Annotated in this window: 15 protein-coding genes; 12 read left to right on the top strand and 3 right to left on the bottom strand. The window is 65.4% G+C overall.

What is annotated here, in order from left to right; translation table 11 throughout:
- Positions 1–231: 231 nt before the first annotated feature.
- Positions 232–555 carry a SelT/SelW/SelH family protein gene (locus tag LCW13_RS13010; protein WP_054555551.1) on the top strand — a complete coding sequence of 108 codons (324 nt, stop codon included), beginning with the start codon at positions 232–234 and terminating at the stop codon, positions 553–555.
- A 52-nt stretch (positions 556–607) separates the two neighbouring features.
- On the opposite strand, the gene LCW13_RS13005 is transcribed toward LCW13_RS13010, so the two are convergent.
- On the bottom strand, positions 608–1,633 hold the full coding sequence (locus tag LCW13_RS13005) for a zinc transporter ZntB (RefSeq protein WP_225347105.1): 1,026 nt from the start codon (positions 1,631–1,633) through the stop codon (positions 608–610).
- 144 nt (positions 1,634–1,777) lie between these two features.
- Between LCW13_RS13005 and LCW13_RS13000 the strand changes: the two genes are divergently transcribed.
- A complete protein-coding gene (locus tag LCW13_RS13000; protein WP_043331386.1) occupies positions 1,778–2,698 on the top strand; it encodes a DMT family transporter in 921 nt (306 codons plus the stop codon).
- A 39-nt stretch (positions 2,699–2,737) separates the two neighbouring features.
- On the opposite strand, the gene ppk2 is transcribed toward LCW13_RS13000, so the two are convergent.
- Complete coding sequence (ppk2, locus tag LCW13_RS12995) at positions 2,738–3,658, bottom strand: polyphosphate kinase 2 (protein ID WP_225347104.1); 921 nt, start codon at positions 3,656–3,658, stop codon at positions 2,738–2,740.
- 190 nt (positions 3,659–3,848) lie between these two features.
- The gene (locus LCW13_RS12990; protein WP_225347103.1) at positions 3,849–4,589 is read right to left on the bottom strand and encodes an arylesterase; all 741 of its coding nucleotides are present in this window, start codon (positions 4,587–4,589) and stop codon (positions 3,849–3,851) included.
- Between the two features lie 92 nt (positions 4,590–4,681).
- On the opposite strand from LCW13_RS12990, the gene LCW13_RS12985 reads away from it, so the two are divergent.
- The 10 genes from LCW13_RS12985 (at position 4,682) to LCW13_RS12940 (ending at position 17,133) form a co-directional block, all read left to right on the top strand.
- Positions 4,682–5,485, top strand: a complete 804-nt coding sequence (locus tag LCW13_RS12985) for an ABC transporter ATP-binding protein (RefSeq protein WP_054555547.1) — start codon at positions 4,682–4,684, stop codon at positions 5,483–5,485.
- Positions 5,478–8,201, top strand: a complete 2,724-nt coding sequence (locus tag LCW13_RS12980) for an ABC transporter permease (protein ID WP_225347102.1) — start codon at positions 5,478–5,480, stop codon at positions 8,199–8,201. Before LCW13_RS12985 ends, LCW13_RS12980 begins: the two co-directional genes overlap by 8 nt.
- 232 nt (positions 8,202–8,433) lie before the next feature.
- Positions 8,434–9,696 (top strand): serine hydroxymethyltransferase, encoded by a 1,263-nt coding sequence (gene glyA / locus LCW13_RS12975; RefSeq protein WP_054555546.1) that lies wholly within the window; start codon positions 8,434–8,436, stop codon positions 9,694–9,696.
- Between the two features lie 277 nt (positions 9,697–9,973).
- On the top strand, positions 9,974–10,255 hold the full coding sequence (locus tag LCW13_RS12970) for a DUF6506 family protein (protein WP_153636358.1): 282 nt from the start codon (positions 9,974–9,976) through the stop codon (positions 10,253–10,255).
- Between the two features lie 222 nt (positions 10,256–10,477).
- Complete coding sequence (locus LCW13_RS12965; protein WP_225347101.1) at positions 10,478–11,377, top strand: FadR/GntR family transcriptional regulator; 900 nt, start codon at positions 10,478–10,480, stop codon at positions 11,375–11,377.
- Positions 11,378–11,469: 92 nt separating this feature from the next.
- On the top strand, positions 11,470–12,552 hold the full coding sequence (locus LCW13_RS12960) for a TRAP transporter substrate-binding protein (protein ID WP_225347100.1): 1,083 nt from the start codon (positions 11,470–11,472) through the stop codon (positions 12,550–12,552).
- A 169-nt stretch (positions 12,553–12,721) separates the two neighbouring features.
- Positions 12,722–13,378 carry a TRAP transporter small permease subunit gene (locus LCW13_RS12955; RefSeq protein WP_225347099.1) on the top strand — a complete coding sequence of 219 codons (657 nt, stop codon included), beginning with the start codon at positions 12,722–12,724 and terminating at the stop codon, positions 13,376–13,378.
- Positions 13,378–14,679, top strand: coding sequence for a TRAP transporter large permease (locus tag LCW13_RS12950; protein WP_043331381.1), 1,302 nt, complete (start codon positions 13,378–13,380; stop codon positions 14,677–14,679). Before LCW13_RS12955 ends, LCW13_RS12950 begins: the two co-directional genes overlap by 1 nt.
- 304 nt (positions 14,680–14,983) lie before the next feature.
- On the top strand, positions 14,984–15,880 hold the full coding sequence (locus LCW13_RS12945; RefSeq protein ID WP_225347098.1) for an HAD-IIB family hydrolase: 897 nt from the start codon (positions 14,984–14,986) through the stop codon (positions 15,878–15,880).
- 41 nt (positions 15,881–15,921) lie between these two features.
- A complete protein-coding gene (locus LCW13_RS12940) occupies positions 15,922–17,133 on the top strand; it encodes a glycosyltransferase family protein (RefSeq protein WP_107336217.1) in 1,212 nt (403 codons plus the stop codon).
- Positions 17,134–17,209 lie beyond the last annotated feature (76 nt).

The raw sequence follows: 17,209 nt of genomic DNA, 5'->3' as shown, positions 1-17,209 counted from the left end.
GGGGTGACATGTGGCCAGGGCTCCGCTATCGGCGTCGTGTACGGGAAGTCGTGATGCAGATCACGCCCGTGCCGCCGGTTGAAGAAGGATCGATCGCAGTGCGACGTCAACTGAAGGAATGACTGCGCCGAGTATAGTTTATGTACAGTTTGTGTGTAGGTTTTGGTGTTGACCATTGCGCGACAGTGCAGTGAAGTGATCATTACATCATTGATTGGAGTAGGCACCACCATGGATCAGGCATCCACGCTGAAAGTCCGGATTCACTACTGCACCGGCTGCAACTGGCTGTTGCGTGCGGCCTGGTATGCACAGGAACTGCTGTCCACCTTCGGAGAAGACCTCGGTGAGGTGGCCTTGGCGCCGAGTCACGGGGGCCATTTCGAGGTGCTGTGCCAGGCCACCCCAGATTCGGAGTGGCTGGTACTGTGGGAGCGCAAGCGCGACGGCGGCTTCCCCGACAGTCGTGACCTCAAGCAGCGCGTGCGTGATGTGCTCGACCCTGAGCGCGATCTGGGCCATATCGACCGCGCCAGTCGTGAGCAGGGCTCGTAAGCAGCGCTTGTAAGCAGTGCTTGCAAGCAGCTCCGCTACGCCATGGGCGCGTTCACCACCACTTCTTGCGCTTGAGTAGCCACATCTGCATCGCCACCACGCCCAGCGTGATGCCGACGAAGGCAGCGAAGCCCCACTGGCTGTCGCTGCCCGGTATGCCACCGACGTTGACCCCCAGCAGGCCGGTGAGAAAGCCCAGCGGCAGGAAGACGGCGGTGATGACCGACAACAGATACATACGCTGGTTGAGCTGCTCGTTGTGCTCGCTCATGCGCTGTTCATGGATGATCAGCGCGCGCTCCTGCATGGCCTGGAAATCCTCCACGTAGCGCGACAGCTGGTTGGCGATCTCGCGCAGGTCCAGACGCGCCTGTTCATCGATCCACAACGGCCCCTGGGAGAGTTGTGCCAGACAGTCGCGCTGCGGCCCCATGAAGCGTCGCAGGGTGATCAGGGGGCGCCGCAGGCGGGTAATGTCATCGGGGTCGATCTCGACATCATTGAGCTGGTCTTCCTCGATGATGGCGAGCTGCTCATCGAGGCGATGGCTGAGCTCCGCCACGCGATCGACCAGCGCATCGCTGAGCATCGCCAGCAGCCAGGAGATGCTTTCCGCGCCCTGGCCGGCTTCCAGTTGCTCACGCACCTGAGTGATCGACTGGAATGGCCGGCGGCGCAGGGTGATCAGACGGGTCGGGCTCATCCACAGGCGCAGTGACAGCAGGTCCTCCGGCGCGGCGCCGGGATTGAGGTTGATGCCGCGCAGCGTGGTGACCATGCCGCCGCCGAAGCGCGCTACGCGCGGGCGGGTATCCAGCTCGGTCAGGGCCTCGATGCTCGGCTCATCCAGCTGGGCAAGGTCGTCCAGGTAGTCATTGACGTCGCCGCGGGTGTAATCGAGGTGCATCCAGATCAGCGCGTCGGGGTCCTGCCATTGCTCGCGCAGGCTGTCGTCATCGAGCAGGCTGGCGCCGCCCTTGCCATCCAGGCGATAGGCGCTGACCAGTGCCGTGGTCGGGGCATCTCCCGCAGAGGGCGCGGGTGCCGGCGAGGCTTGCGGATCGGTGGCATCAGTCATTCACGAAATTCCTTTTTGGTGGCGCGGCTTGCAGCAGCGGGCAGGGCACGCGATGCTCGAATGTCAGGCCGTGGGCATTGTCGGTGCCATCGCCATGACACTCATCGCCAGGAAGGCGATACCCGAAATGCGAGGAAGGATGCCATGAGTCAGGATAGGGAAGCCATGCTCTACGGTCTGGGCGCCGTGGCCTTGTGGTCGACGGTGGCGACCGCCTTCAAGCTGGCGCTTGAGCAGATGTCGCCGCTGGAGCTGGTATGGCTGGCGGCACTGGTGTCGTGGCTGTTGATCGGCGTGCTGATGTGGCGTCAGGGCAAGCTGCGCGAAGCGCTCACCACCGGCTGGCGCGGCGGCTGGCGTACGGCACTCTGGGCCGGACTGATGAATCCGGTCGGCTACTATCTGGTGCTGTTCGGCGCCTACGCGCGGCTGCCGGGCCAGGAGGCGATGGCGCTCAATTACACCTGGGCGCTGGCGATGGCCTTTCTCGCCGTGCCGATCCTCGCGCAGCGACTGACGCGCATCGATGTCGCGGCGGGGCTGATCGCCTACGCCGGTGTGTGGACCATCGCCACGCGAGGCGAGATATTCAATGTCGCCTTCGCCGACCCGCTGGGCGTCGGGCTGGCGCTGGGCTCGACCCTGCTGTGGGCGCTCTACTGGTTGCTCAATGCGCGTGACCCGCGCGCGCCGCTGGTCGCCCAGTGGCAGAACTTCAGCATCGCCTTGCCGGTGCTGACGCTGCTGGTGGCCTTCGGGCCGGGCTTCGGCAACTTCATCGGCGCAAGCGCCAACCCCCAGGCGCTGACGGCGGGCATCTATGTCGGCCTGTGCGAGATGGGTATCGCCTTCGTGCTCTGGCAGCTGGCGGTGCACAAGGTGTCGCGCACCGCCAAGGTCTCCAACCTGATCTTCCTGTCGCCGCCCATCTCATTGACGCTTCTGCACTTCATCGTCGGCGAGCCGATCCTGACCTCGACGCTGGCGGGGCTGGTGCTGATTCTGGCCGGACTCGGCCTGCAGCAGCTGCAGAAGGCGCCGGCGGAGCTGTCACAATCGACCTGAGCGAGCCGCGCCGTCAGCGCACCGCCCGCCACTCGCTCGTCAGTCGTCGGGCAGGATGAGGCGATCGGCATCCACCACGATCAGCGGGTCCGGGGTGCCGATCATCTTCTTGTCCTTGCCGGGGTAGTCGAGCTGACTGAGCACATGGCGCAGCGCGCCGATACGGGCCCGGCGCTTGTCGTCGGAGCGGATCAGCGTCCAGGGCGCATGATCGCTGTGCGTACGTGCGAACATCGCCTCGGCGGCATTGGTGTACTCATCCCATTTCTTCTGCGCCACGGCGTCCATCGGTGACAGCTTCCAGTGGGTCAGCGGGTCGGCGGCGCGCTTGGCGAAGCGGATCGATTGCTCCTCGCGGGACACCGAGAAGTACAGCTTGACCAGGTGCAGGCCATCCTCGACCCACAGGCGCTCCTGCTGGGGCACCTGCACCAGAAATCGTTCGACTTCTTCCGGCGTGGCGAAGCCCATCACCGCCTCGACCCCCGCGCGGTTGTACCAGCTGCGATCGAACAGCACGATTTCGCCACTGGTGGGGAAGCGCGAGACATAGCGCTGGAAATACCACTGGCCTTTTTCCGTCTCGTTGGGCTTGTCGAGGGCGACGATGCGCGCGAAACGCGGATTGAGATACTCCATGAAGCGCTTGATGGTGCCGCCCTTGCCGGCGGCGTCACGCCCCTCGAACACGATGGCCAGACGCCCGCCGCTGTCACGCAGCCAATGCTGCACCTTGAGCAGCTCGATCTGCAGCGCGCGCTTCTCGGCCTCATAGACCTTGCGCTTGAGGCGCTCGTCGTAGGGGTAGGCGTCACTGGAGACCGGCCCCAGCGTCATGCGCGGGGCATCGCCAGTGGCGTGCTTCTTGCTGGCCTTGCCCTTGGCGTCCTTGCGCTTGGCATCCCTGGCCTTCGAATGCGCCTTGCCGGCATCCGCCTTCCTGTTGTTGGATTTACTCATGGCAGTACTCCCTGTGAGGATGGGGCCTGGCCCCGACGACCGACGACCCGGGCTGATGACGTCAGCGCTGCAAGGCCTCATGGCCCAGATGGCCTGCCTGACAGGCACTGATCAGGCAGGCGCGGATTGTCATCTCGCGGCAAGGTAGGCGCATGCAAGCTGTCGTGACATGCGCCGCGCCTGATATTGATCACTCCGCTGACGCCGCTTGTTGCGCCAGTGGTGCGAGTGTCGGCCAGATGGTGTCGAGCAGCTGCGGTTGCGCCTTGGCGGTGGGGTGAATGCGGTCCTGCTGCATCAGCTTCTCGCTGGCTGGGGCCGTGGCGATGCCTTCGAGGATGAAGGGCACCAGCGGCACGGAATATTCGTCGGCCAGGTCCCGGTAGACCTGACGGAAGGCATCGGTGTAGGCCGGGCCGTAATTGGGCGGAATCTCGATGCCGAGCAGCACGGGCTGGGCATCGGCGTCCTCCACGGCCTCGATCATGCTGGCCAGATTGGCCTGCATGCGGGCGGGGGGCAGGCCACGCAGGCCGTCGTTGCCGCCCAGTTCGATCATCACCAGTGAAGGGTCGTGTCGCGCGAGCAGGGCCGGCAGACGGTTGAGGCCGCCTTCGGTCGTGTCGCCGCTGATGCTGGCATTGATGACCTCAGGCGCATCGCTGCCCAGGCTGTCCTCGAGGCGCTCGTCAAGCAGCGCGACCCAGCCCTGGCTGCTGTCGATGCCGTAGCCGGCCGAGATGGAGTCGCCGACCACCAGCCACGGGGCCGGCGCATCGGCCAGCGCCACCTGAGGCGTCAGCACGGCCACGAGGGCCAGTGCCGAACTGGCGAGGGCATTGCGCAGCCGCTTGAGTCCCGGCGTGTCGGGGGCTTTGCCACCGCGCGCCAGGCGCTGGGTGTCACGCCGATTCACTAGCCATTTCTGCATTCATCATCTCCATCATCTGCACACTATTCATACCCGTTTCGGGGTCTGGAGTTCGTGCCCACCCCGTTCTCTACCATAAGCGAGCAGACACGATGTCACATAACGCCTCCATTAACGACGCGACCCCTGCGTCGGATCAAACCTCGTCAGACGCGCAGGCCAGCGCAACGCCTGCGCCGGTGCTGGAAGTGAGCGGGCTGGCGCAGCGGGTGACCAGTGGCGAAGGGCGCCTGACCATCCTCGAGGACCTGGAGCTTGCCGTGCAGGCCGGAGAAAGCGTCGCCATCATCGGGGCCAGCGGTTCCGGCAAGTCGACGCTGCTGGGTCTGCTGGCGGGTCTGGACAGCCCGAGCGAGGGTGATATCCGCCTGTTCGGAAGCTCGCTTGCGGGGCTTGATGAGGATGGCCGTGCGGCGCTGCGCGCGGGGCAGGTCGGCTTCGTGTTCCAGAACTTCCAGCTGCTGCCGACGCTGACGGCGCTGGAGAACGTGCTGATGCCGCTGGAGCTGGCCCCGCAGGGCGATATCGAGGCGCAGGCGCGTGACTGGCTGACGCGGGTCGGGCTGGGAGAGCGACTCGATCACCTGCCGCGTCATCTGTCCGGCGGCGAGCAGCAGCGCGTGGCCATCGCGCGCGCCTTCGTCGCGGGGCCGGGGCTGGTGTTCGCCGATGAGCCGACCGGCAATCTGGATACCGCCACCGGCGAGCGCATCGCGGAGCTGCTGTTCACCCTCAACCGTGAGCGGGGTACCACGCTGATTCTGGTCACCCATGATTTGACGCTGGCCAGGCGCTGTGATCGCTGCCTGAATCTCGAGGCCGGCAAGCTGGTGGAGTGGAAGGATGAGGCGAGTGCGCCGGCCGTGGCGACGCCACAAGGAGGCGACGATGTCTGAGTCCCGGGTGTCTGACCGCGCGGCGACATCTTCCGCCAACGCGCAGCGCCCGCGTGGGGCGCGCCTGCCGCTGGCGCTGCGTGGCCTGCTGCGTGACCTGCGCGCCAGTGATGTGCGTGCGCTCTTTCTGGCGCTGATGCTGGCGGTCGCCGCGACCACCATGATCGGCTTCTTCCTGGACCGTCTCGACCGTGGGCTCAATCGCCAGGCGAGCCAGCTGCTCGGCGGGGACCTGGTGCTGGAGTCCAGCAACCCGCTCGACCCGCGTTTTGCCGAGGCCTTCCGCGCAGCGGGGCTTGAGATGTCGCCGCAGCTGGGCATGGTCTCGATGGCCTCGCACGGCGACAGCTTCGTGCTGTCGAGTCTCAAGGCGGTGTCGCCGGGCTATCCGCTCGCCGGCCGGGTGGAGCTGGAGTCGGATGCCACGGGCGAGGAGGCTCAGGCGCCAGGCACCAGTTCACGCGCGGAGATTCCGCCGCCGGGCGAGGCGTGGATCGTGCCGCGCCTGGCCATGGCGCTGTCGGCCGAGGTCGGCGATACCCTGACGGTCGGACGCAAGCAGCTCACCATCAGTGGCCTGATCACGCGTGAGCCTGATCAGCAGGGCGGCTTTTCCGAGTTCAGTCCGCGCCTGATGTTCAACATGGAAGATCTCGACGCCACCGGTCTGATCCAGCCCGGCTCGCGGATGGAATATCGCCTGCTGGCGGCGGGCGATCCGGCGGCGGTTCAGCAGGCGCGTGATGCCATCGCGCCGCTGCTGGCGAGTGCCGACAACGCCGAGGTGCGGCTCAAGGACGTGCGCGAAGACCGCCCGCGTCTGGGGCGCTCACTGGAGCGTGCCGACAAGTACCTGAGTCTGGCCGGGCTGGTGGCGGTGCTGCTGGCCGGGGTCGCGGTGGCGATGTCGACGCGCCGCTATGTGGAGCGGCATCTGGATAGCGCCGCACTGTGGCGCTGCTTCGGTGCCTCTCAGCGTCAACTGTCACGGCTGTTCGCGGCCCAGCTTGGCTGGTTGGCCCTGCTGGCGAGTACCGGGGGTGCGGTGCTGGGCCTGCTGGGGCAGATGGGGCTGGTGGCGCTGCTGGAGCGCTTCCTGCCGCTGGAGCTGCCCGCACCCGGGCCGCTGCCGCTGGCGTTAGGGATTCTGACGGCGCTGGCGGTACTGGTCGGCTTCGCCGGCCCGATGCTGCTGCGTCTGCGTCAGGTCAGTGCGCTCAAGGTGCTGCGGCGTGAACTGGCCCCGCTGCCTGCCTCGGCGTGGGTGGTGGTGGCGATCGCCAGTCTGGTGTTCGGCGCCCTGATGTGGCTTTACTCGGGTGACCTCATGCTGGCGGCCGGCCTGCTGGTCGGTGGCATCATCGCGCTGGGCCTGCTGATGGTTGTGGGGCAACTGCTGCTGTCGCTGATGCTCAAGGTGGTGGCGCGCATGCGCGGTCAGGGCGGCTGGAGCCGGCCGATTCGCCTCGCCGGCGGCATGCTGGCCAGGCGGCGCGGTGCCAGCCTCGGCCAGCTGGTCGCCTTTGCCGTGACCTTCGCGGCGATGGCGTTGATCGCGCTGGTACGCGGTGACCTGATCATCCGCTGGCAGGCGCAGATCCCGACCGATGCGCCCAATCACTTCGCGATCAATATCCAGCCCGGAGAGCAGCAGGCCTTCGGTGAGCAGCTGACCGCGATGGTGGATGAGCAGGCCGGTGACAGCCAGAGCGAGCTCTACCCGATGGTGCGTGGTCGTATCACGGCGCTCAAGGGCGAATCCCTGCTGGGACGCTCCCAGCAGCGCCTGCAGGCAGCCCAGTCGGATCAGCCGGCGGCAGGCGGCATGCAGGAAGGGCGCAGCGACGAGGGGGACGGTGAGCAGCAGGGCGTCCCGCAGCGTGAGCTGAACCTGACCTGGCATCGTGATCTGCCGGACCACAACCGCCTGTCGGCGGGCGAGTGGACGCCGATCAGTGACTTCGCCGATGCAGACAGCGAGGCGCGCAGTCGCCGCGCCGCCACTCAGGGTGTGCCGGTGTCGATGGAGGAGGAGCTTGCCGAGCGCATGGGGCTGGTCATCGGTGACAGCCTGTCGTTCACCATCGGCAGCGAGACCGTCAAGGCCCAGGTGGTCAATCTGCGCCATGTCGACTGGGACAGCTTCCTGCCCAACTTCTACGTCATCTTTCCGCCCGGCGCGCTCGAGAGCTTCGCCCACAGCTACATGACGGCGTTTCATCTCGAGGACGAGCGCAAGCTGGCGCCGCTGGTGCGCGACTACCCCAGCGTGTCGTTGATCAATATCGACGCCATCCTGACCCGTGTGCAGGAGCTGATCGCCCAGGTGTCGCGCGCGGTGGAGCTGATTCTGGGGCTGGTGCTGCTGGCGGGGGCCAGCGTGCTCTACGCGGCGCTGGTAGCCAGTCGTCCGGCACGTGAGCACGAAGGCGCGCTGTACAAGGTGTTCGGCGCCGGTCAGGGGCTGCTGGCCCGCCTGCAGGCCGCTGAGTTCGTGCTGCTCGGCCTGCTCAGTGGGCTGCTGGCGGCGATGCTCGCCGAAGGCGCGGCGGTCGGACTCTATTCCGGCTGGCTGGGGCTGCCGGTGGTGCTGCATCCGTGGCTGTGGGTGCTGCTGCCGCTGACGGGTGGCGTGCTGATCGGCGGGCTGGGCTTCTGGCTGTCGAGAGAAGTGAGGCGTCAGCCGCCGATGGCGGGGCTGCGCGCCCTGCAGTGAGCGCCATCAGGCCTCGTCATCGCAGCGCCGGATGATGGCACCTGACGACCTCAACCTGCGGCCTCATGATCGTTGTCTCGGTCATGGGGCCGTCTTGCGTTAACAATGATGCTGATTCATGTGAATCGGACCGCTGGCTGAGGTATCATGCTGGTCCTGATCTTACCCCCAGATGGCGAGCCGGCCGCGCCGGAATTCGCTGTCGTCATCACCCTTCAGGCGAGGACACCCGATGTTCACCCGTGACATGCAGATTGCCGGTTTTGATGATGCGCTCCTGAGCGCCATGGACGACGAAGTCGTTCGCCAGGAAGCTCACATCGAGCTGATCGCCTCCGAGAACTACGCCAGCCCCCGCGTCATCCAGGCGCAAGGCTCCCAGCTGACCAACAAGTACGCGGAAGGCTACCCGGGCAAGCGTTACTACGGCGGTTGCGAGTTCGTCGACAAGGTCGAGCAGCTGGCCATCGATCGTGCCTGCGAACTGTTCGGTGCCACCTACGCCAACGTTCAGCCGCACGCCGGTTCCCAGGCCAACAGTGCCGTCTTCCAGGCGCTGGTCTCGCCGGGTGACACCATTCTGGGCATGAGCCTGGACGCGGGGGGTCACCTGACTCACGGTGCACGTCCGAACTTCTCCGGCAAGCACTACAACGCCGTGCAGTACGGTCTGGGCGAGAACGGCCTGATCGACTACGCCGAAGTCGCGCGTCTGGCGCGTGAGCACAAGCCGAAGATGATCATCGCCGGCTTCTCCGCTTACTCCCAGATCATCGACTGGGCCGAGTTCCGCAAGATCGCCGACGAAGTGGGTGCCTACCTGCTGGTCGATATGGCCCACGTGGCCGGTCTGGTCGCCGCTGGCGTCTACCCGAGCCCGCTGCCCCACGCCCACGTCGTCACCACCACCACGCACAAGACCCTGCGCGGTCCGCGTGGCGGCCTGATCCTGTCCGCCGAAGGCAATGCCGACATCGAGAAGAAGCTGAACTCCGCTGTCTTCCCGGGCGGCCAGGGTGGTCCGCTGATGCACGTCATCGCGGCCAAGGCGGTCTGCTTCAAGGAAGCGATGGACCCGGCCTTCACCACTTACCAGAAGCAAGTGGTCAAGAACGCCAAGGCGATGGCGTCCGTGTTCCTGGAGCGCGGCTTCGAAGTCGTCTCCGGCGGCACCGAAGACCACCTGTTCCTGCTGTCTCTGGTCAAGCAGGGCCTGACCGGCAAGGACGCTGACGCTGCGCTGGGCCGTGCCCACATCACCGTCAACAAGAACGCCGTACCGGGTGACCCGCAGTCGCCGTTCGTCACCTCCGGTCTGCGTATCGGTACCCCGGCCGTCACCACGCGTGGCTTCCAGGAGCAGGAGTGTTTGGAACTGGCCGGCTGGATCTGCGATATCCTCGATGCGATGGTCGCCGGCGATTCCGCCGCTGCCGAAGCCGAGGTGCAGGCCAAGGTCTCCGCCGTCTGTGCACGTCTGCCGGTCTACGCCTGAGGCGTGACGAGGTGCCAGCCCGGCTGGCCCTCACCGTAGCAGTGCTGACAGAGGCGTAACGCTGTCATGCACCAGATAAGAAACGCCTGTCGCGCAAGCGGCAGGCGTTTTTTTGTGCCCGCACCACGGCCAGACGAGTCCGAGCGGTGTGGTGCGCAGCGGGGTGGGAGAGTGGTCAACCAGCGCTCAGAAAGATCAGCCTGTGCCCGGGAGCGGACGCGCTACGCTATTCTCGATGCCGGACACACTCTGCTCATCTTCGTGCAAGGAGGCTTTCATGGCCGTCATGCAGCACCATGCCTTTCTGATCCTGGTCGAGAACAGCGGCAATACCTCACTGAGCAGTCAGGGCAGCGGCGAGGTCCGCATTTCCGTCGCCACGCTGGGGACGCTGAGGGCGGCCGAGCGGCTGGTCAGTGAGCTGGTCGCCCAGGGCGTCAGCCAGATCGAGCTGTCGGCCAGCTTCGGCGCGGCAGGCGAGGCAGCGCTGAGAACGGTGGTGGCAGACAGCGGTGCCGAGCGTACGGTGTCGATCGGCCGCGTGCGATTCACGGCCTGACGCCAGCACACGGGGGAATTGCCAGTACCTGAATAGCCCTTTCGCAACAGGGATTTGCGTAAAGGTGTGACCAAAGTCGGGTCCCACCCTTGGTCTAGGGTGTCTTGTTGGCATGTCTGACATGGGCTATTCCTTGACGGACAAGAGCGCGCCGCGATGCATCCCATGAAGGATGTGCGCGAGCTACAAATGACGCGCCACGCCATCAAGGAACGTTCGATCATGACCACGCCTCCCACGAGTGCCGCTGGCGGCAGCCCGCGCACCAATGCCTCTTCTTCAACGCCCGTATCCACAGCGTCTGCCTCAGCTGGAGACACCTCGACCGCGCGTGTCGATGTCGCCGAATGGCTGGCGCAGGCCATCTTCGAGAATCGCTACCCGCCGGGCAGCCTGATTCCTCGTGAGCTGGACCTGTGTGATCAGCACGCCCAGAGCCGCGCCACCGTGCGCACCGCGATCCAGAGCCTGGTCAATGCCGGGATTCTCACCCGCACCACCGGCCAGGGCACCCGCGTCAATCCGCTCAGCGAGTGGCATCTGCTCGATCCGCGCGTGACCGGCTGGATGACGCGCTACGCGATGCCGCATCCGCAGCTGGCGCGGGACATCTACGCCTTCCGTATCTCCATCGAACCCTTCGTCGCCGCTCTGGCAGCCACCGAGGCCACCGCCCAGGACCTGTCCGCCATCGAGCAGGCCTACGACGGCATGGCCGCAGCGGTGCATGGCGGCAGCGCCATGGAGGAGTTCGACCGCGCCGATATCGCCTTCCACGACGCCATCTTCGCCGCGACCCACAACGTCATCTGGGCGCAGCTTGGCCATGTGCTCAAGCCGTCGATCAGCCTGCTGGTGGCGACTTCCAATCACAATGCCTCGGAGCTGGGTGACAGCCTCGGCCGTCATCGTGCGGTGATGGAGGCGATTCGTCTGCGCCAGCCCGATGCCGCCCACGCCGCGACCCTGCATGTGCTGGACCGCACTGGTCAGGACCTCGGGCTTGCCATGCCTGCGGCTTCTGAAAGCAGCCATCCTGCCGGGCGCGCCCAGGAACCGCTGGAGCTGCTGCGCCGCTTCGGCCAGCTGCCCAGCCTGTCTGCACCGCTATCAAGCGAGTGAACGTCACCTCGCGGCGTTTCGCCACGCCGGGAAGTGCCAGCACGTCTTCCACTGACCCTAGAACGTCATAACAACAAGCCAGGAGTTTCACCATGCCGCGTTCCACTATCTCGTCGCTCACCACTACCTCGCCGCGCACCACTGCCGCTCCCGCCCGTGTCACGCTCAAGGCGCTGGCTCTGTCCACCGCCGTGGCCGCCACGCTGATCGCCACACCGAGCTGGGCCGCCGAGTATGAATGGACCTTCCAGACCTCCGAGACGGCCGGGGAGCCGCAGTTCGAGGTCAAGAAGGCCTGGGCCGACAGCATCAAGACCATGTCGGATGGCCGTATCGCCATCGAGATCCTGCCGGTCAATGCCGTGGTGCAGGCCAACCAGACGCTGGACGCCGTCAGCGCCGGCATCCTGCAGGGCCATCTGACCGATCCGTCCTACTTCTCGGGCCAGAATCCGGCCTTCGGCATGCTGGGCAACCTGGTGGGTGCCTGGGGTGACCCGCTGGAATATCTCGAGTACATGCAGCACGGCGGCGGTGAGGAGCTCTACAACGAGCTGGTCGAGCCCTACGGCGTGCACCTGATCGGCGCGGGCGCCACCGGGCTTGAGTCCTTTGTCTCCAAGAAGCCGGTACGCACCGTCGATGACCTCAAGGGCCTCAAGGTGCGTGCTCCGGAAGGCATGGTCTACAACATCTTCCAGAAGGCCGGCGCGGCGCCCGTCAACCTGCCGGGCTCCGAGGTCTACACCGGTCTGGAGAAGGGCGTGATCGACGCGGCGGATTACACCGTCTTCGCCACCAATGATGACCAGGGGCTGCACAGCTTCGCCAAGTACCCGTCCTATCCGGGCTTCCACTCCTTGCCGATGGTGGCGGTGTCGATGAACAAGGGCATCTGGGACGGCCTGCCGGCGGATCTCAAGGCGATCATGGAGACCGCCACCGACGCGATGGCCTACGACATGGTCTTCACCCTCAAGGCGCGTGACATCAAGGCGGTGAGCGCGGCGCGTGCCAATCCGGATATCGAGGTGATCGACATGGCGCCGGAGGAGCGCGCCAAGTTCCGTCGCATCGCGCAGCAGGAGTGGAAGGTGTGGGCCGAGAAGAATGAGCTGACCGGCAAGGTCTACGAGTCCGTGGTCAGCTTCCTGACCGACCGCAACCTGATGTGAGCCGGCTGGCGCGCGGGATGGGCGCCAGCCGCCGTGTGGCAAGAGGCATCAGCTAACCACGCTTTTGGCGACACGATCGCAGAACGATAAAGACGCGGGAGATCAAGGTCGGCGTGCTCACTGGGCGCGCCGATTCTCCTTGAGGCAGCGAGTCAGCAAGGAATTCGATATGGCAGAACATGATGTGGCGTCGCCGGGGCTACCCGAGGCGTCGGATGACCACGACCCGAATCTGGGCACGCGGACGCCGCTGGACCGCCTGGTGGGCAAGGGCACGCGCGCCGCGGCGTGGCTGGTATTGCTGGCGATGGCGATCAGCGTGTTCGAGGTGGTGATGCGCTACGGCCTCGATTCGCCGACCTCCTGGGTGCACGAGACGGTGATCTTCCTGGTCGCGACCAGCTTCGCGCTGGGCGGCCCGGCAGCCCTGGCCAACAATCGCCATATTCGCGTGCGTGTGCTCTACGACCTGGTCGGCACGCGCTTTCGCTACGTGCTGGACTGTTTCAATGACGTGATGACGTTCGTCTTCTGTCTGGCGATGAGCTATGCGGGCTGGGTGATGTTCTGGCGTGCCTCGCACAGTCCGCTGGGCGAGTGGCAGCTGGAGCGATCCGGTACCTCATGGAATCCGCCGTTTCCGGCGCTGACCAAGGGCGTGATCCTGTTCGCGCTGGCGGTGATGACCCTGCAGGCGCTGTGGCATCTCTACCAGACCTTCTTCTCGCCCCGCCCGCCCGAGGGTGGCAGTGAGGGAAGTGGCGCATCCGACGCCACTCCCGATGACGCTCCCGACGCCACAGTTGACCACAAGGAGCCGCGCTGATGGATATCGCAACGGCTACGATGCTGCTGGTCGGCGGCATCTTCGCGCTGCTGGTCACCGGCCTGCCGCTGGCCTTCGTCACCGGCCTGGTCGCGCTGGCCTACACCTTCGGCTGGTTCGGACCGATGGCGCTGCCGCTGGTCACCAGTCGTGTCTATGGCTTCGTCACCGAGTATTCGCTGGTGGCGGTGCCGATGTTCGTGTTGATGGCCTCGCTGCTCGATCGCTCAGGCATCGCCAAGGACCTGTTCAATGCCATGCGCGTGATGGCGGGGCGCCTGCCCGGCGGCGTGGCGATCCAGACCATCGTGGTGGCGTTCTTCCTCGCCGCGATGTCCGGCATCATCGGCGGCGAGATCGTGCTGCTTGGGATTCTGGCGCTGCCGCAGATGCTCAGACTCGGCTACGACAAGCACATCGCCATCGGCGTGGTGTGTGCCGGCGGCTCGCTGGGCACCATGATGCCGCCCTCCATCGTGCTGATCATCTATGGCCTGATCGCCAACCAGTCGATCGCGGACCTGTTCACCGCGGCGATCACCCCGGCCATCGTGCTGATGGCAAGCTACATCATCTACGTGCTGATCCGCTGTCTGCGCAACCCTTCGCTGGGGCCGGTGATGCCCGAGGAGGAGCGCCGCGCCAGCTTCCAGAGCAAGCGTGAGCTGCTCAAGGCCATCGGCGTGCCGGCAGTCATCGCGGGGCTGGTGCTGGGCTCCATCTACGGTGGCGTGGCCTCGGTGACCGAAGCCGCGGCGATGGGCAGCTTCGGCGTGCTGGTGGCGGTGATGCTGCGCGGCGAGTTCTCCATCACCCTGATGCAGCGTGCGCTGTCCCAGACCATGAACACCTGCGGCATGATCATCTGGATCGGTATCGGCGCGGCGGCACTGGTCGGGGTCTACAACCTGATGGGCGGCAACCGCTTCGTGTCGAGCATGATTCTCGGCCTGGATATCCCGCCGCTGGCGATCATCATGGTGATGATGGCGATCCTGCTGCTGCTGGGGCTGTTCCTCGACTGGATCGGCATCGCGATGCTGACCCTGCCGATCTTCGTGCCGATCATCGTTCAGCTCGGCTACGACCCGGTATGGTTCGGTGTGCTGTTCGCGGTCAACATGCAGGTGTCCTTCCTGTCGCCACCCTTCGGGCCTGCCGCCTTCTATCTGAAAGGCGTGGCACCGGAAGGCATCAGTCTCAAGGATATCTTCGTCTCGCTGCTGCCGTTCATCGCCATCCAGCTGTGCGTGCTGGCGATGTTGCTGCTGTGGCCGCAACTGTCGCTGTGGCTGGTCTAGGCTCAATAGACGTTGCCCGCTTGCCCAAGACTCGACGCCCTCGCAGATGCGAGGGCGTCGTCGTTGATGACGAAAGATTTGCTTCGTCGTGTGGCGAGGCATCATGCAAGGCAGGCTTTGTGCTCTTTTATGGTGCAAATGAACGGGCACGCAAACACAGTCACGGTGAGAAGGGTCAGGCTGTCATGGCAGCTGCACCATCTTGGCACATTCCCTGCAATGCTCTTGCAATGCCTGTCCGGTGCCACGAGATCCTGTCGAGGTGACCCCCGACACGCTGCAGCACTTCACGAGGAGAGTTCACATGTCAGAGACTCAAGCACCGCTGTTGTTGCTGACCGATCTGGATGGCTCGCTGCTGGATCACCACGATTACTCGCCGGGGCCGGCGCGCAGCTGGCTGACCCGCCTGCGCGCGCGCGGTGCCTGGGTCGTCCCCAACACCTCCAAGACGGCGGCCGAACTGGCACCGCTGATGGACTCGCTGGGCTTGGCGGGCCAGCCGTGGATCGCCGAGAACGGCGGCGTGGTGGCGCTGCCGGCCGATTGGCTGAGCGCCTACCCGCTGGAAGAGGCCAGCGCCCCGGACGCACACGGCCTGTGTCGTATCGCGGTGGCGATGCCCCGCGACAGGATTCTCGCGGTGCTCTCGGCGCTGAGCGAGGAATTCGCCTTCGAGGGCTTCGCCTCGATGTCGGTGGCGAGAATCAGTGAGTTGACGGGGCTGGGGGAGGGCGACGCGGCCCTGGCGGGACAGCGTGATGCCAGTGAACCGCTGGTGTGGCGCGACGCGCCGGAGCGTCTCGAGGACTTTCGCATGCGTCTGGCCGGCCATGGCCTCAAGCTGACACGTGGTGGGCGCTTTCACCATGTGACCGGGGACAGCGACAAGGGCGTGGCAGCGCGCTATCTGATCGCCCGCTACCGGCTCTGCGAGCGGGTGCGTCCCTGGACGCTGGGCTTCGGTGATGGCGCCAATGACCTGCCACTGCTGGCCGCCGTCGACAACGCTGTGCTGATCCCCGGCGTCGGTAATACCTCTCAGCGTGATCGGGAGCTTGCCGATTATCCGCTACTGGCGGATGAGCGCCGCTGTTTTCGCGCCAATCTCCCCGGACCGCAGGGATGGGTCGAGGGATTGCGTCACTGGCTGGCCAATGGCCAGCCGGAAGAATGGACATCCAGAGGTCTGGGCGCCTGACGCCTGCCTGATGCGTGTCTTCGGCATGACAAGGAGCTGACATGAGCGATTTTTACCAGAATGGCATCATCACCAACTTCCATAACCTGACCGATCGTCCGGTGGAAGATCTCGAAGCGGACCTGATGCGCTTCTCCCGCAAGCGACCGATGAGCCTGATTCTGCCGTCGCTGTATTCCGAGCTGGAAGGCCCGGCGCTCAAGCATATCGTCGAGGAGCTGGCCCAAGTGCCCTACCTCAGCGAGATCGTGATCGGGCTGGACCGCGCCGACCGTGACCAGTTCGAGCATGCCAAGGAGTTCTTCTCACATCTGCCGCAGCATCACCGCATCCTGTGGAACGATGGCCCGCGTCTGCGGGCACTGGATGAGGAGCTGACCGAGCATGGCCTGGCGCCGATGGAGGCCGGCAAGGGGCGCAATGTCTGGTACTGCTCAGGCTATGTGCAGGCCTCGGGCATCGCCGAGGCGGTGGCACTGCATGACTGCGATATCGTCACCTATGATCGCGGCCTGCTGGCGCGCCTGATCTACCCGGTGGCCCATCCGCAGTTCAACTACGAGTTCTGCAAGGGCTACTACTCGCGCATCGCCCAGGGCAAGCTGAACGGCCGCGTGGCGCGCCTGATGGTCACGCCGCTGATCCGTGCGCTCAAGAAGGTCTATGGCCCGCTGCCGTACCTGGATTATCTCGACAGCTATCGCTATCCGCTGTCCGGCGAGTTCTCGATGCGCACCGACGTGCTGGCGGACATCCGCATTCCCAGTGACTGGGGGCTGGAGATCGGCGTGCTGTCCGAGGTCCACCGCAACTATTCCACCAAGCGTCTTTGTCAGGTGGATATCGCCGATGCCTACGATCACAAGCACCAGCCACTGTCCGAGGAAGATGCGCTGGGCGGCTTGAATCGCATGAGTCTGGACATCGCCAAGGCCATGTATCGCAAGCTGGCCACGCTGGGCGTGGAGATGCACGGCGAGACCTTCCGCACCATCAAGGCCACCTACTACCGTATCGCGCTGGACCTGATCGAGACCTACTACAACGATGCCGTCATGAATGGCCTGACGGTGGACCGCCACAGCGAGGAAGCGGCGGTGGAGCTGTTCGCCTCCAACATCATGGATGCCGGCAGCGCCTTCCTCGACAATCCGCGCGACAAGCCCTTCATCCCGAGCTGGAACCGGGTGCAGTCAGCCGTGCCGGACCTGCTCGAGCGCATGCACGAAGCGGTGGAGCTGGACAACCAGTAAGGCTCGCGGCGGGAAACAGCAAGACCAACGACAACGGGGCTGCCAGTGGCAGCCCCGTTGTCGTTGGCAGGAGGAG

It is taken from the genome of Cobetia amphilecti (genome assembly GCF_020217465.1).
Lineage (GTDB): Bacteria > Pseudomonadota > Gammaproteobacteria > Pseudomonadales > Halomonadaceae > Cobetia > Cobetia amphilecti.
Note: the sequence above shows the minus strand (reverse complement) of the source record. Positions and strands in the feature narration are given on the sequence as shown.

What these genes read in the sequence shown, in the direction of transcription:
- LCW13_RS12945 (WP_225347098.1), top strand. Translation starts at nt 14,984, where the DNA reads ATGTCAGAGACTCAAGCACCGCTGTTGTTGCTGACCGATCTGGATGGC.
- LCW13_RS12950 (WP_043331381.1), top strand. Translation starts at nt 13,378, where the DNA reads ATGGATATCGCAACGGCTACGATGCTGCTGGTCGGCGGCATCTTCGCG.
- LCW13_RS12965 (WP_225347101.1), top strand. Translation starts at nt 10,478, where the DNA reads ATGACCACGCCTCCCACGAGTGCCGCTGGCGGCAGCCCGCGCACCAAT.
- LCW13_RS12960 (WP_225347100.1), top strand. Translation starts at nt 11,470, where the DNA reads ATGCCGCGTTCCACTATCTCGTCGCTCACCACTACCTCGCCGCGCACC.
- LCW13_RS12970 (WP_153636358.1), top strand. Translation starts at nt 9,974, where the DNA reads ATGGCCGTCATGCAGCACCATGCCTTTCTGATCCTGGTCGAGAACAGC.
- LCW13_RS12985 (WP_054555547.1), top strand. Translation starts at nt 4,682, where the DNA reads ATGTCACATAACGCCTCCATTAACGACGCGACCCCTGCGTCGGATCAA.
- ppk2 (WP_225347104.1), bottom strand. Translation starts at nt 3,658, where the DNA reads ATGAGTAAATCCAACAACAGGAAGGCGGATGCCGGCAAGGCGCATTCG.
- LCW13_RS12940 (WP_107336217.1), top strand. Translation starts at nt 15,922, where the DNA reads ATGAGCGATTTTTACCAGAATGGCATCATCACCAACTTCCATAACCTG.
- LCW13_RS12955 (WP_225347099.1), top strand. Translation starts at nt 12,722, where the DNA reads ATGGCAGAACATGATGTGGCGTCGCCGGGGCTACCCGAGGCGTCGGAT.
- glyA (WP_054555546.1), top strand. Translation starts at nt 8,434, where the DNA reads ATGTTCACCCGTGACATGCAGATTGCCGGTTTTGATGATGCGCTCCTG.
- LCW13_RS13005 (WP_225347105.1), bottom strand. Translation starts at nt 1,633, where the DNA reads ATGACTGATGCCACCGATCCGCAAGCCTCGCCGGCACCCGCGCCCTCT.
- LCW13_RS12990 (WP_225347103.1), bottom strand. Translation starts at nt 4,589, where the DNA reads ATGCAGAAATGGCTAGTGAATCGGCGTGACACCCAGCGCCTGGCGCGC.
- LCW13_RS13010 (WP_054555551.1), top strand. Translation starts at nt 232, where the DNA reads ATGGATCAGGCATCCACGCTGAAAGTCCGGATTCACTACTGCACCGGC.
- LCW13_RS12980 (WP_225347102.1), top strand. Translation starts at nt 5,478, where the DNA reads ATGTCTGAGTCCCGGGTGTCTGACCGCGCGGCGACATCTTCCGCCAAC.
- LCW13_RS13000 (WP_043331386.1), top strand. Translation starts at nt 1,778, where the DNA reads ATGAGTCAGGATAGGGAAGCCATGCTCTACGGTCTGGGCGCCGTGGCC.